The sequence below is a fragment of the Verrucosispora sp. WMMC514 genome (assembly GCF_027497295.1).
In the GTDB taxonomy this organism is placed as follows: domain Bacteria; phylum Actinomycetota; class Actinomycetes; order Mycobacteriales; family Micromonosporaceae; genus Micromonospora; species Micromonospora palythoicola.
Genome location: NZ_CP114906.1, coordinates 1,779,761 through 1,792,832, shown reverse-complemented (window position 1 = coordinate 1,792,832; position 13,072 = coordinate 1,779,761). Strand labels below are relative to the sequence as shown.

General features: G+C 73.0%; 15 protein-coding genes. 10 read left to right on the top strand and 5 right to left on the bottom strand.

The genetic code is table 11. The annotated features are described in order from the left end of the window. Nucleotides 1-64 precede the first annotated feature (64 nt). Nucleotides 65-667, top strand: a complete 603-nt coding sequence (locus O7597_RS08195) for an FABP family protein (RefSeq protein WP_281583215.1) — start codon at nucleotides 65-67, stop codon at nucleotides 665-667. 59 nt (nucleotides 668-726) lie between these two features. Here the strand turns inward: O7597_RS08195 and O7597_RS08190 are convergent, their stop codons facing one another. Continuing rightward, nucleotides 727-1,575, bottom strand: coding sequence for an aminotransferase class IV (locus tag O7597_RS08190; protein ID WP_281582373.1), 849 nt, complete (start codon nucleotides 1,573-1,575; stop codon nucleotides 727-729). A 68-nt stretch (nucleotides 1,576-1,643) separates the two neighbouring features. Here O7597_RS08190 and O7597_RS08185 point away from each other — a divergent pair, with 68 nt between their 5' ends. The 4 genes from O7597_RS08185 (at nucleotide 1,644) to O7597_RS08170 (ending at nucleotide 5,146) form a co-directional block, all read left to right on the top strand. Next, nucleotides 1,644-2,072, top strand: coding sequence for a Fur family transcriptional regulator (locus O7597_RS08185; protein WP_269738433.1), 429 nt, complete (start codon nucleotides 1,644-1,646; stop codon nucleotides 2,070-2,072). Further along, the gene (locus O7597_RS08180; protein WP_281582372.1) at nucleotides 2,069-3,181 is read left to right on the top strand and encodes a folate-binding protein; all 1,113 of its coding nucleotides are present in this window, start codon (nucleotides 2,069-2,071) and stop codon (nucleotides 3,179-3,181) included. The genes O7597_RS08185 and O7597_RS08180 overlap by 4 nt, the downstream gene beginning before the upstream one ends. A gap of 84 nt (nucleotides 3,182-3,265) precedes the next feature. Continuing rightward, a complete protein-coding gene (locus O7597_RS08175; RefSeq protein WP_269738431.1) occupies nucleotides 3,266-4,093 on the top strand; it encodes a 3-keto-5-aminohexanoate cleavage protein in 828 nt (275 codons plus the stop codon). 93 nt (nucleotides 4,094-4,186) lie between these two features. Continuing rightward, nucleotides 4,187-5,146, top strand: a complete 960-nt coding sequence (locus O7597_RS08170) for an asparaginase (RefSeq protein ID WP_281582371.1) — start codon at nucleotides 4,187-4,189, stop codon at nucleotides 5,144-5,146. Between the two features lie 120 nt (nucleotides 5,147-5,266). Here O7597_RS08170 and O7597_RS08165 read toward each other — a convergent pair whose 3' ends face one another. After that, nucleotides 5,267-6,064: an alpha/beta hydrolase gene (locus tag O7597_RS08165; protein WP_281582370.1), complete on the bottom strand. Its 798-nt coding sequence runs from the start codon at nucleotides 6,062-6,064 to the stop codon at nucleotides 5,267-5,269. Nucleotides 6,065-6,177: 113 nt separating this feature from the next. On the opposite strand from O7597_RS08165, the gene O7597_RS08160 reads away from it, so the two are divergent. The 5 genes from O7597_RS08160 (at nucleotide 6,178) to O7597_RS08140 (ending at nucleotide 10,033) form a co-directional block, all read left to right on the top strand. Continuing rightward, nucleotides 6,178-6,825, top strand: coding sequence for a helix-turn-helix domain-containing protein (locus tag O7597_RS08160; RefSeq protein WP_281582369.1), 648 nt, complete (start codon nucleotides 6,178-6,180; stop codon nucleotides 6,823-6,825). 2 nt (nucleotides 6,826-6,827) lie between these two features. Continuing rightward, the gene (locus O7597_RS08155) at nucleotides 6,828-7,655 is read left to right on the top strand and encodes a hypothetical protein (protein ID WP_281582368.1); all 828 of its coding nucleotides are present in this window, start codon (nucleotides 6,828-6,830) and stop codon (nucleotides 7,653-7,655) included. 70 nt (nucleotides 7,656-7,725) lie between these two features. Then, nucleotides 7,726-8,040 (top strand): DUF2516 family protein, encoded by a 315-nt coding sequence (locus tag O7597_RS08150; protein ID WP_164448510.1) that lies wholly within the window; start codon nucleotides 7,726-7,728, stop codon nucleotides 8,038-8,040. Further along, nucleotides 8,037-8,924 (top strand): alpha/beta hydrolase, encoded by an 888-nt coding sequence (locus O7597_RS08145; protein ID WP_269738426.1) that lies wholly within the window; start codon nucleotides 8,037-8,039, stop codon nucleotides 8,922-8,924. Before O7597_RS08150 ends, O7597_RS08145 begins: the two co-directional genes overlap by 4 nt. Before the next feature lie 194 nt (nucleotides 8,925-9,118). Beyond that, nucleotides 9,119-10,033, top strand: a complete 915-nt coding sequence (locus tag O7597_RS08140) for an SDR family oxidoreductase (RefSeq protein WP_281582367.1) — start codon at nucleotides 9,119-9,121, stop codon at nucleotides 10,031-10,033. 45 nt (nucleotides 10,034-10,078) lie between these two features. On the opposite strand, the gene O7597_RS08135 is transcribed toward O7597_RS08140, so the two are convergent. From O7597_RS08135 to O7597_RS08125, 3 genes are read right to left on the bottom strand one after another with little or no spacing between them, the layout of a single operon-like run. Continuing rightward, a complete protein-coding gene (locus O7597_RS08135) occupies nucleotides 10,079-11,089 on the bottom strand; it encodes a WYL domain-containing protein (RefSeq protein ID WP_281582366.1) in 1,011 nt (336 codons plus the stop codon). A gap of 6 nt (nucleotides 11,090-11,095) precedes the next feature. Further along, nucleotides 11,096-11,746, bottom strand: coding sequence for a response regulator transcription factor (locus O7597_RS08130; RefSeq protein ID WP_281582365.1), 651 nt, complete (start codon nucleotides 11,744-11,746; stop codon nucleotides 11,096-11,098). Continuing rightward, complete coding sequence (locus tag O7597_RS08125) at nucleotides 11,743-13,068, bottom strand: sensor histidine kinase (RefSeq protein WP_281582364.1); 1,326 nt, start codon at nucleotides 13,066-13,068, stop codon at nucleotides 11,743-11,745. The genes O7597_RS08130 and O7597_RS08125 overlap by 4 nt, the downstream gene beginning before the upstream one ends. Between the last annotated feature and the right edge of the window lie 4 nt (nucleotides 13,069-13,072).

Genomic DNA, 13,072 nt, shown 5'->3' with positions numbered 1-13,072 from the left:
GTGCGAGGAGTGAGCCGGTTTTGCGAGCCCCGCAGTCGCGAACGAAGGTGATCCGGTGAGTGCGGTGGGTGCGAGCAGTGACGACAATCCGTTGGCGCCGCCGCCCTGGCTGAACGCGCCACCGGTGGAGGCGTACCCCTTCGAGGAGAGTCACGATCTGCGGGTCGGCCCGAAGCTGCACCCCGCGCTCGACGGCCTGCTGCCGTACATCGGGGTGTGGCGGGGTCGGGGGCGGGGCGGCTTCCCCACCATCGAGGACTTCGACTTCGCCCAGGAGATCCGGATCAGCCACGACGGGCGACCGTTCCTGCACTACGAGTCGCGGGCGTGGCTCCTCGACGAGCAGAGCCGGCCGGTGCGGCCGGCCGGCCGGGAGGTCGGCTGGTGGCGTCCGGTGCTGGACGGTGACCGGGCCACCGACGAGTTGGAGGCCCTGTTGACCACCCCGACCGGGGTGATGGAACTGCACCTCGGCCGGCGCAAGGGCACCCAGGTGGAGTTCGTCACCGACGCGGTGGTGCGCACCTCCACCGCCAAGGAGGTGACCGCCGGGCACCGCCTGTTCGGCATCGTCGAGGGGGCCCTGCTCTACGCGCAGGACATGGCCGCTGTCGGTCAGCCGCTGTCTCCGCACCTGTCCGCCCGCCTCATCCGGGTGGCCGGCTGACCCGCCCCGCAGCGGGCCTGCCCGGCCGCCCTAGGGGAGGCGGCGGGTGAGGCCGTGGCCTACGGCAGCGGGAAGCCGAGCAGTTCCTGCAACGGGCGGGTCAGCGGGCTGAGTGGCAGTGGTTCGGCGTCGAGGGCGCGCACCGCGACCAGGCCGCGTACCGACGAGGTGAGCCATACCCCGTCGGAGCCCCGCAGGTCCGTCGGGGTGACCATGCGTTCGTCGGCTCCGCAGCCGACGTCGGCGCAGTGGGCGAGCAGCCAGGCGACCGTGGTGCCGGGCAGGATGCCGGTGCGTCGGGCGGGAACCGTGCACAGCGTCTCCCCGGCCAGCCAGACGAGGTTGGCGGTCGGGCCTTCCAGGGCGTACCCGTCGGAGGAGATCCAGAGCACGTCGTCCACGCCGGCCCGGGCGGCCCAGCGCCGGGCGGCGCTGCTGGCCCCGTACGACGTGGACTTGATGCCCGCCGGCAGCCAGGCCAGTTCCGGACGGGCCTCGGCGGGCACGCCCAGCGAGAGGGTGGCCACCCGCACGCCGTCGTGTCGGGCCTGCCGGACCGTGGCGGGCACCTCGGAGAGCGTGGCGTAGACCGTCGGTGGGCCGCCGCTCTCCGGTCCCCGGGTGCAGACCAGCCGAAGCGCGCCCTCCACCTCCGCAGGCCAACCGGCGGTTACCTGGTCCAGCAGCTCGACCAGGGCGTCGTCCGCCGGGATGGTCAGGTCCACGGCCGCCGCGCCGGCCCGCAGCCGGGTCAGGTGCTCCTGGCGCAGCCAGGGTCGCCCGTCGCGCAGGTGCATGGTCTCGAACAGTCCGTCACCGCGCAGCACGCCGAGATCGTCGCCGCGCAGCATCGGCTCGCCGGCCGGCAGCCGCCCGCGACCCAGCACGCCGATCCGCGAGGTCACCACGGGGGCCGAGCATAGTGCGGCGCCGGTCACGTCGGGAGGTGCGCGCCGGCCCGAACTATGATCGGGGGGTGTCCGAATCCTCCCTCGCGGAACTGCTCCGCGCCCGTGGGCTGCGGCTGACGGCGCAGCGACAGCTGATCCTCCAGGCGGTGCTGGACCTGGGGCACGCCACCCCAGAGCAGGTGCACACCGCCGTACGCGAGGTCGCCGCCGGGGTCAACATCACCACCATCTACCGCACGCTGGAGCTGCTGGAGCGGCTCGGCCTGGTCACCCACACCCACCTCTCGCACGGGTCGCCGACCTACCACGCCGCCGGTGAGGACCAGCACGTGCACCTGGTCTGCCGCGAGTGCGGCGCGATCGACGAGATGGATCCGGAACTGATGCGCCCGCTCTCCGACCAGCTGGCCGGGGAGCGGGGCTTCCGGGTGGACATCGGGCACGTCTCCTTCTTCGGCCTGTGCGCGCGGTGCGGAAACGGGGAGCAGTCATGATCGACATCGCGGGCGCGGTGGCCGTGGAGAGCATCGACGAGGCCAGCCGGGACCAGCCGGAGCCGGTGCACGCCGCGGCCGGGGTACGGGGCGTGGCGGCGCACTACGGCGACCCGATGCGTGAGCAGCGCCAACTGGACACCGCGGTCGGCCTGGTGGACCGGTCGCACCGGGGAGTCGTCGCGGTGCCGGGTGCGGAGCGCATCTCCTGGCTGCACACCCTCACCACCCAGCACCTCGCCGAGCTGGGGCCGTGGCAGGGCACCGAACTGCTCGTACTCTCACCGCACGGCCATGTCGAGCAGCACGCCATGGTGGCCGAGGACGGCGACACCACCTGGCTCGACACCGAGCCGGGGGCGACCGGCGCGCTGCTGACGTACCTGGAGAAGATGCGTTTCTTCAGCCAGGTCGACCCCCGTGACGCCACTGCCGAGCACGCACTGCTGTCGTTGGTCGGGCCGAAGGCCGTCGAGGCGCTGGCGTTGCTGGACGTGCCGCCGCTCGCCGAGCCGGACGTGGTGGCGCTGCCCGGCCCGAAGTTCCGGTCGGGCGAACTGCCGTCCCGCCCGACCGCCCGCTACCACGTGGGGCCGCTGCCGCAGGGTGGCTGGGCCCGACGCGGCCCGATCGGCGTGGACCTGCTGGTTCCCCGGCCCGCGATGGACCGGGTGGTCGCGCGGCTGCGCGACAACGGGGTGCCCCCGGTCGGGCTGTGGGCGTACGAGGCGGTGCGGGTGGCCGCCCGGCGGGCCCGGGTCGGGGTCGACACCGACCACCGGACGATTCCCGCCGAGGTGGACCTGATCGCCCCGGCCGTGCACCTGGACAAGGGCTGCTACCGGGGGCAGGAGACGGTCGCCCGGGTGCACAACATGGGCCGCCCGCCGCGCCGACTGGTGCTGCTGCACCTCGACGGGGTGGCCTCCGACCACCTGCCGGTCGCCGGCACCCCGGTGACCCTGGACGGCCGCCCGGTCGGCTTCGTCGGCACCGCGGTGCTTCATCACGAGCTGGGGCAGGTCGCGCTCGCGGTGGTCAAGCGCTCGGTGCCCGACGACGCCGCGCTCCGCGTCGCCGACAGCGCCGCCGCCATCGACCGGATGTGAGGGCGGGCACCCTCACCACACCTGCACCGGCGTGGGGTACCGCTCGACGCCGGTGGCCGCACCAGGCGCTCTAGGATCGCCGGCATGACGACAGGGACGTTGATCACGGTTGCCCCCACCGGCGCGGAGTCGGCGAAGACGGAGGTGCCGGCGCTGCCGGTGACCCTCGACGAGTTGCTGCTCACCGCCAAGGAGTGCGAGGCGCTGGGTGCCTCCGTGATCCACGTGCACATCCGGGACGACGAGGCCCGGCCGACCCTGGACCCGGGCCGGCTCCGCGCGACCGTCGCGGCGCTGCGGGAGAGCACCGATCTCATCGTGCAGCTGTCCACCGGAGGCGCGGTCACCGATCCCGAGGCCGACCGGCTCGCCGTGCTGGACGCCGCACCGGACATGGCCTCCTGCACCATGGGTACGGTCAACTTCGGCGACGAGGTCTTCCTCAACCGGTGGGAGTTCGTCGTCGAGCTGCACACCCGGATGCAGGAGCGCGGCATCGTGCCGGAGTACGAGATCTTCGACCTCGGTCACCTCGGCGCCCTGCAGCGCCTGTTGGGCAAGTACGGCCTGCCGCACGGCGGCCACGTCCACGTCGACTTCGTGATGGGGGTGCCGGGCGGCATGCCGGGCACCACCGCGACGCTCGTGGCGGCCCAGCAGATGCTCCGGGACCTGCCGGAGGGCACCACGTTCTCGGCGACCGGCATCGGCCGTACCACTCTTCCCGTGCTGCTCGCCGCGCTCTCGGCCGGCGGTCACCTGCGGGTCGGGATGGAGGACACGGTCACGTACGCGAAGGGCCGTCCGGTGGAGTCGAACATGCAACTGGTCGCGCGGGCGGTCGGCTTCGCCCAGCTCGCGCAGCGTCCACCGCTGAACACCGCCGAGGCCCGGGAACTGCTCGGTCTGTAAGGCACGGGTCGCCCGGCGTTCTTTACCCCCGGAGGTGGAGTACCAGTTCACCCCGGGGTGAGCGCGGCCGGACACCTCGGTACCGTCCACGTCGTGGGAAAGACGTACGAGGGCGGCGTGCCGCTCGCCGAGGTGGTCCGGTCCGGGTTCGTGGAGGGCGTGCACCGCGGTTCGGTGGTGGTGCTCGACAGCACCGGCGCGCCGCTGGCCGCCGCAGGTGACGTCACCTCACCGATCTTCCCGCGCTCGTCGAACAAGCCGATGCAGGCGGTCGGCATGCTCCGCGCCGGGCTGTCGCTCGCCGAACCCGCCGACCTGGCCATCGTCGCGGCCAGCCACGCCGGCGAGGAGTTCCACCTGGCCCGGGTCGCCGGGCTGCTCGCGGGTGCCGGGCTCGACGCGGACGCGCTGCACTGCCCGCCGGAGTTGCCGGTCGGTGATCTCGCGCGAACGGTCGTGCTGCGCGCCGGCGGCGGCCCGAGCCGGATCCAGATGAACTGCTCCGGCAAGCACGCCGGGATGCTGTTGACCTGCCGGTCCGCCGGTTGGCCGATGGAGGGCTACTGGCGTGCCGACCACCCGCTGCAGCGCCGGCTGCGCGACACGGTGGAGGAGTTCACCGGCGAGGAGGCGGTGGCCGTCGGCGTCGACGGCTGTGGCGCTCCGGTGCTGTCCGCGTCGTTGACCGGACTGGCCACGGCGTACCTGCGGATGGTCACCGCCGAGGGCGACAGCGGAGCGGGTCTGGTGGCCCACGCGATGCGGGCCCACCCGGAGGTGGTCGGCGGTACGCAGGCGGACGACACCCGGCTGATGCGTGGCGTACCCGGACTGCTGGCGAAGATCGGCGCGGAGGGTGTCATCACCGCGGCGCTGCCCGACGTCGGTGCCGTGGCGCTGAAGATCGACGACGGCGCCGCCCGCGCCCGGATGCCGGTCCTGGTCTCGGCCCTGCGCCGACTCGGCGTCGACGCCCCGGTCCTCACGGAGTTCGCCGAAGTACCGATCTTCGGCGGCACCCTCCCCGTAGGCGCCACCCGCCCCCTCTGGTAACCACCCCACCCCACCCCACGACGCGTTGATCAAGAAGTTTCGGTCGGGAGCGGCACGAATCCTGACCAAAACTTCTTGATCGACCGAGCAGGGCCGAGGGGGTGGGGTGGTGGGTGGCTGTTAGGGGAGGAAGGGGAGGAGCTGCTGGTTGATCTGGGTGGGGCGTTCGAGGGGGAGCAGGTGGGCGGCGTCGGGTATGTCGGGTAGGCGCACCGCCTGCGGTGCCTCGGCGGCGATGCGGTCGGCCAGGTGCCGGATGTCGGGCACGTCCGCCGCGCCGGCCGCGACCAGCACGGGCATGGTCAGCTCGGCGAGTCGCCCGATGGCCGGTGGGTCGAGTTCGGCCACGTCCACGGCGCTGAGTGCCAGCTCGGCGGCGAGCGCCCGTTCGTCCATCGTGGTGGCGAAGGCGATCAGCTCGGGGTCGACGTCCGCGGGTTCGCGGTCCGGACCGACCACCCAGAAGCGCACCTCGCCTGCGGCCGTCGCGGCGAAGTCCTCCGGATCGATGTCACCGACCAGGTCTTCCCACAGTTCGTTCGTCTGCTCCGACCAGTCATGGCCGGACACCGCGGTACCGAGCAGGGCGAGGGCGCTCACCCGGTGCGGGTGGGCGAGTGCCGTGTCGATCGCCACCGCCCCGCCGAAGGAGCAGCCGACCAGCGCCGCAGAGGCGAGTCCGAGGGCGTCGAGCAACCCGACCACGTCGTCGTGGTGGGCGAAGGCGGTCGGCGGCAGTTCGGACTCGCCGTACCCGCGCAGGTCGAGGTTGATCACCCGGTGTCGGGTCGCGAGTGGGCCGAGCTGGTCCCGCCACATCCGGCGGTCGGCGATGCCGGCGTGCAGCAGGACGACCGGCGATCCGGTGCCGGCCTCGTCGTACGCCAGCCGGGCCCCGTTTACTTCGATCTTGGTCACACCGCAGGACGGTACGACCGGGTGTGGCGGCTCCGCAAGCCGGCGATGAGACATCGCTAACTCCGGCTAGCACTTTGCTTGCAGCTGTTAGCGGGGCGGGCTAGCGTTGAGTCATGGCCACTCCCAAGGACCTTCCCGACGTCGGCGGGTTCATTCGTGACCTGCGGCGGAACGCGAAGATTTCGCTTCGGCAACTGGCCGAGCAGGCGGGGGTCAGCAACCCCTACCTCAGCCAGATCGAGCGCGGCCTGCGCCGGCCCAGTGCCGAGGTGCTCCAGCAGCTCGCCAGCGCGTTGCGGGTCTCCACTCCGGCGATGTACCTGCGGGCCGGTCTGCTCGACGACAAGGAGGGCCAGGGTGTGCTGGCCGCCATCGCCGTCGACCCGGATCTGACGATGGCCCAGAAACAGTCCCTTACCCAGATATACGAGACATTCCGCCGGGAGAACTCGCGGCTGGCCGAGGCGACCGCGACGATGACCGGCGAGGGCGACGCTCCCACGACGGGCGAGCGGGCCGGCAGCTCCACCGCGAGCGGCGAGGCCGGCGTCTCCGACGCGGCTGACGTCACCGCCCCCGACGTGGCGAATCTGGCCGCGACCGGGCCCACCACCGCGGCGGGCACCCCGACCGAGGCGGTGCTCGAATCGGTCGCCGTGACCGAGGCGGGTACCGCGCCCGCTCCGAACAGCACCCCAGCCAGGAAGGCCGCCCGCAAGGTGGTCCGCAAGACCGCGACCGCGGTCCAGGAGGAGAAGTAGTCATGACCCAGCCGAAGACCAACCGCATCCCTGCCCCGATCTACGCCGCGGCCGGCGCCGGTGAACTGGCCCTGCAGCAGCTGCGCAGGCTGCCCACCGTGGTCGGTGAGCTGCGTGACCGGGCCGTCGCCGACGGTGGCCGGGTCGTCAGCGAACTCGGCGGCAAGGCGGTCGTCACCGGCTTCGAGCTGCGCCAGAAGGCCAACGAGACGCTGCGCAACGCCAACCGGACGGCCGAGTCACTGCGGCAGAAGGCCGCGCCGGCGGCCGACCTGAACCGGCTGCGTGAGCACGCCGACCTGGCCAAGCTCCGCGAGGCGGCGGATCTGAACAAGCTGCGGGAGACGGCCGATCTGAACAAGCTGCGTGGGGCGGCCGATCTGGACCGGCTCCGCGAGCTGGCCACCCGTAACGCCGCGGTCGTCGTCGCCGGCGCCCAGGCCGCCCAGGAGCGGGCGCTGGCCGCGTACGGGGCGCTGGTGGCGCGGGGTGAGCGGGTCGTCGGCACCGGTGTGCTGGAGGTCGCCGAAACGGTGAACACCGACATCGAGGCGACCGAGGCCAGCGTTGCCGCCGCGCCTGCCGCGCCCGCCGAGGAAACCGCACCGGCCGCTGTCGAGCAGCCCGACGCCGCACCGGCCGCCGTCAAGCAGGCCGACGCCGCACCGGCCGAGGCGCCGAGCCCGGCCGAGGTGGCCGAGATCGTGGAGGCCAAGCCGGCAGCCGCGAAGAAGACCACCCGGGCGAAGTCGACCACCCGGCAGACCGCCACCAAGCGGACCGACAGCCCGTCGGCGAAGCTTCCCCGGGGCACCAAGCGGAGCCAGTGAGTCGGCAGCCGGTGACCCCGGGACCGTCCTGTCGCCACGGACCCGGGGTCGCCGGCATAAGCTTGCCGTCATGGCCAACGCCGCGCCGATCTTCGTCTTCGACGTCCGCTACGTGATCGAGCTGATCCTGTTCGTCTTCGCGCTTGTCGTGCAGGGGGTGGCTCTCGTGCACGCCGTGACGCAACGTTCCGATGCGTTCCCGGCCATCGGGACCCTGCCGAAGGGCGGCTGGATCGCGATCCTGGCGGTCACTCTCCTGCTCACCCTGCTCACCCGCTCCACCCTCAGCATCTTCGGGCTGATCGGGGTGGCGGCGGCGCTGATCTACCTGCTCGACGTCCGGGTCGGGCTACGCGACCTGGGCGACAACAGAGGGTCCTGGTGAGAGCTTTCCGCTGGCCACCACCACCGGACGGTGGACCGCGCACCTGGGGGCCCGGACCGGGTGCCCCGCGCAGCGGCCGGCCGCCGTTGCCCGATCCGGAGACCGAACTGGTCGCCACCCCGCACGGCGTACGACTGGAGCGGCTGGTCACCGGCGTCGGTGACCCGGTCACCGTCTTCGCGCACGGGCTGGCCAACGGCATCGCCACCACCCGACCCTTCGGCAGCGGTGTCACCGGTCGCCGGGTCTTCTTCCAGTTCCGTGGCCATGGCCGTTCCGACGCGCCCGACGGGCCGTGGAGCTATCTGGACCTGGCCCGCGATCTGCGGGCGATCGCCGACCTCAGCGGCGCCACCCGCGCCTTCGGGGCCAGCCTGGGGGCCGGTGCGCTGTGCCGGCTGCTCGCCGAGAGCCCGGAACGGTTCGAGCGGCTGGTCTTCTTCCTGCCCGCCGCGCTGGACCGGCCACGCGGACCGCTCGCCCGTGCGCGGCTGAGCGAGCTGTTGGCGGCGGTGGAGAGCGGGGACGCCTCGGCGGCGGCGGAAGTTGTCGCCACCGAGCTGCCGCCGGCCGTACGCAACACTCCGGCCGGCTGGGCCTACCTGCGGCAACGGTTGGACCATCTGCTGCGCGACGGCCTCGCCGCCGGGCTTGTCGAACTGCCGGAGCAGGCTCCGCTGCCCGACGCCGGCGTGCTCGCCCGGGTGTCCGCGCCGGCACTTGTCATCGCCGCCGAGGGCGATGAGCTGCACCCGGTGGAGGTGGCCGAACAACTCGCCGCCGTGCTGCCCCGGGCCACCCTGCACCGCTACGACCGTCCCGGGGTGCTCTGGACGGAACGCGCCGACCTGCGCCGCCGCATCGGCGACTTCCTCAACGGCTGACCGCCGCCGGTCGCCCCGCCGTGCGCGCCCGCGAGATGCGGCATGTCGCGGCATCCGGCGCGCGGGAGGCGCGCCATGCGGCAGGTCCTGACGTCCGGCGCGCGGAAGGCCCGACATACCGCGTCTCGTGGGTCACAATCGTCGGCGCGAATACCTGCCACCAGGTGGCAGGTATTGCTGGCAGCGTGGGACGCATGACGAAACCGCTGATCGGAAAGGTGGCGCTGGTCGCCGGGGCCACCCGCGGTGCCGGCCGGCAGATCGCCGTGCAACTCGGCGCCGCCGGGGCCACCGTGTACGCGACCGGCCGCAGCAGCCGCGCAGGCCGCTCCGAACTGGACCGCCCGGAAACCATCGAGGAGACCGCCGAACTGGTCACCGCGGCCGGGGGCACCGGCATCCCGGTGCGGGTCGACCACCTGGTGCCTGACGAGGTGCGGGACCTGGTCGCCCGGATCGACGCCGAACAGGGCCGGCTCGACGTGCTGGTCAACGACGTGTGGGGGGCCGATCCGCTGATCACCTGGGAGAAGCCGGTGTGGGAGCAGCCACTCGACGCCGGCTTCCGGACCCTGCGGCTGGCCGTCGACACGCACGTGATCACCAGTCACTTCGCGTTGCCGCTGCTGATCCGCCACCCCGGCGGACTGGTGGTCGAGATCGGTGACGGCACGAAGGCGTACAACGACGAGAACTACCGGCTCTCGGTCTTCTACGACCTGGCCAAGACCTCGGTCAACCGGCTCGCCTTCGACTGGGCCCACGAACTCAGGCCGTACGGAGCCACGGCGGTCGCGCTCACCCCGGGCTGGATCCGCTCCGAGGCGATGCTCGAGCACTTCGGCGTCACCGAGGCCAACTGGCGCGACGGCGCGGCCAAGGACCCGCACTTCCTCATCTCGGAGACCCCGGCGTTCGTCGGCCGGGCGGTCGCCGCGCTCGCCGCCGACCCGGACCGGGCGCGCTGGAGCGGCCGGTCCGTCTCCGCCGGGGAACTGGCCCAGGTGTACGGCTTCACCGACGTCGACGGCTCCCAGCCGGACGCCTTCCGCTACATCAGCGAGGTGGTCGACGCCGGCAGACCCGCCGACGTCACGGGCTATCGCTGATCCTCCCGCCCCGGCGTCCGCCCGGCTGAGCGGCCCGGTCGCCATTCACCCGGCCGGCGCCGCCCGGTCGGGAGACCGGTCGTCGCCGGGGTGGTACAGCGCGGCGGCTCGCCTCGCCGCCTCGGCCAGCCGCGACCGTAGCTCCGGCGGCTCGATCACCTCCACCTCCGGACCGAGCGCCAGGAGTTGGGTGTAGGCCACGTCGACGGACTCGACGGGCAGCCGGGTCCGTACCCAGCCCTGCCCGTCGGGTTCGTCCGCGGCGGCGACCGCCGCCTCGTACCCGAACGGGATCTCGGCGAGCTGACGGAGTCGGCGCAGGCCGGCGGGGCTCAGCCGGATCGTCACCTCGGCCCGCAGCATGCCGCGCAGGAACGCCTCGGCCTGCGCCCGCCAGTGGCTGGCCAGGTCGAACCCGGGCTCCCGGTCGAAGCCCTCCTCGTGCGGCTCCACCGCGGTGACCCGGTCCACCCGGTACGTGCGCACCTCGTCGCCGACCCGACCGACGAGATACCAGGTACCGCTCTTGAGAACCAGGCCGTAGGGACAGACCCGGCGGGTGACCTCGTGCTCCCCGCGCCGGTAGCGCAGGGTCACCACCCGGTCCCGCCAGACCGCGCCGGCCAGCTCGGCCAACCACCGTGGCGGTGCGGTCTCGCGGTACCAGCCCGGCACATCCAGGTGGAACCGCTGGCCGGTGCGTGCGGGGGCGTCGCGCAGGCTTGGCGGTAGCGCCGCGAGGAGCTTCAGTTCCGCCGCCGCCACCGCGTCGGCCAACCCCATGTCACCGGCCGGACCGGGCAGTCCGGCCAGGAACAGGGCCTCGGCCTCGTCCCGGGTCATGCCGGTCAGCCGGGTCCGGTAGCCGCCGAGCAGCCGGTAACCGCCGGTCCGCCCCCGGTCGGCGTAGATCGGCACGCCGGCGGCGGAGAGCGCCAGCACGTCCCGGTAGACCGTCCGCTCGGACACCTCCAGCTCGCGGGCCAGCTCGGCCGCCGTCAGCACCTCACGGGCCTGCAGCAACAGCAGCAGGGAGAGCAACCGGGACGCCCGCACCGACGCTCACCGTCCGCCGGGGGTCAACAACCCCCGGTCGTACGCGACCGCGACGGCGGCGGCCCGGTCGTTGACCCCGAGCTTGGCGTAGACGTGCAGCAGGTGGGTCTTCACCGTGGCCTCGCTGATGAACAGGCGCGCGGCGGCCTCGCGGTTCGACGAGCCCCGGGCCACCAGGGTGAGCACCTCCAACTCGCGCTGGCTCAGCGGTTCCCCGGCCGGCTGGCGTGGCGTGCGCAGGCGACCCATCAGCCGGCCGGCCACGCTCGGCGAGAGCACCGACTCCCCTCGGGCGGCGGCGCGTACCGCCCGGACCAGTTCGTCGCGGGGCGCGTCCTTGAGCAGGTAACCGGTGGCGCCCGCCTCGATTGCCGGCAGCACGTCCGCGTCGGTGTCGTAGGTGGTGAGTACCAGCACCTTCACCGGGCTGTCCGTCGCGACGAGGCGGCCGATCGCGGTCACCCCGTCCATCCCCGGCATCCGCAGGTCCATCAGCACCACGTCGGGGCGGCTGCGGGCGGCCACCGTCAGCGCCTCGGCGCCGTCCGCCGCCTCGCCGACCACCTCGAACCCGGGGTCGCCGGCGAACATGCCGCGCAGCCCGTCACGCACCACCGGGTGATCGTCGACGATGAGCAGGCGTACCGGTTCGGTCATGCGGCCGCTCCCGGCAGGGCCGGTACCGAGGCCGAGACGGCGGTGCCGCCACCCGGCTCGGACTCGACCGCCAGTTGGCCACCGACCCGGGTCACCCGCTGCCGCATCGCGGTCAGACCGTAGCTTCCGTCCTGGTCCGGCGTCGCCGGCCCGTCGGCCACGTCGAATCCCGATCCGTCGTCCCGGACGTCCAGGGTCACGACGTCCGACATGTACGACAGGGTCAGCCCGACCCGGGACGCGGCGGCGTGCCGGGCCACGTTGCTCAACGCCTCCTGCGCCGCCCGCAGCAATGTCACCTCGATCTCCGGGTGCAGCGGCCGGGGTGTCCCTGTCGTGTTGACGTCGGCCGCCACCCCGTGCAGGGCCGACCAGCGCTCACCCAGCTCGGAGAGCGCGTCGGGAAGGCGGGCCGTCTCCAGTGGCTCGGGGCGCAACGCCCGGACCGACCGGCGGGCTTCGGTGAGGCTGTCCCGGGCCAGTGCCAGGGCATTGTCGATGTGCCGACGCCAGTCAGCCGAGTGGTCGCGGGTCTGCTCGGCCGCCTCCAGTTGGGTGATGATGCCGGTCAGCCCCTGCGCCAGCGTGTCGTGGATCTCCTGTGCCATCCGCTGCCGCTCGTCCAGCACACCCGCCTCGCGGGCCTGGGTGATGAGCTGGGCGTGCAGCCCCTCGTTCTCCCGTACCGTCTCGGCGAGTTGCCGGTTGGCCGCGGCGAGCTCCGCCACCAGCCGCTTGCGCTTCGCCTCCTCCCGTTCGCCGACGAGGTTGAACCAGCTCACCGCGCCGGCCAGACCCAGGTTGACAAGCACCAACACCAGCCACAGCGACCAGTGTGACCGGGAGGACGGCAGGCCGCCGCCCTGCGCGGTGGCGACCAGCACGGCGGTCGCGGCCATGCCGACGAATCGCCACCGCCCGTGCAGCACGAGGAAGGCGTGCAGAAATCCGACCCAGGCGAAGAAGCCGTACCACGGGCTCGCGACCACCAGGACGGCGGCGAAGGCGAGCAGCCCGACATAGTAGAAGTACATTGACACCCGTCGTTCCGGCAACTGCGGAGACAGGATGACGAACCAGGTGACCCAGCAGGTGGTCAACCCGGCGACGACCAGGGTGGGCAGCATCGGCAGCCCGCGCGGTGCCGGTGCGAAGGCGGCGAGCAGCGAACCGACGAGCAGCCCGCCGTAGGGCAGGAGGCGGTGCAGCCGCGCCTCGCGTGCCCGCCAGCTGGTCAGTCGGTCGTCGTGGGCGGGCAGGGCGTCGTCGCGGCTGGCCGTCAGGTCCCCGCCGCCGCAGCTCGTCCCGTCCCCACTCACCATGCGT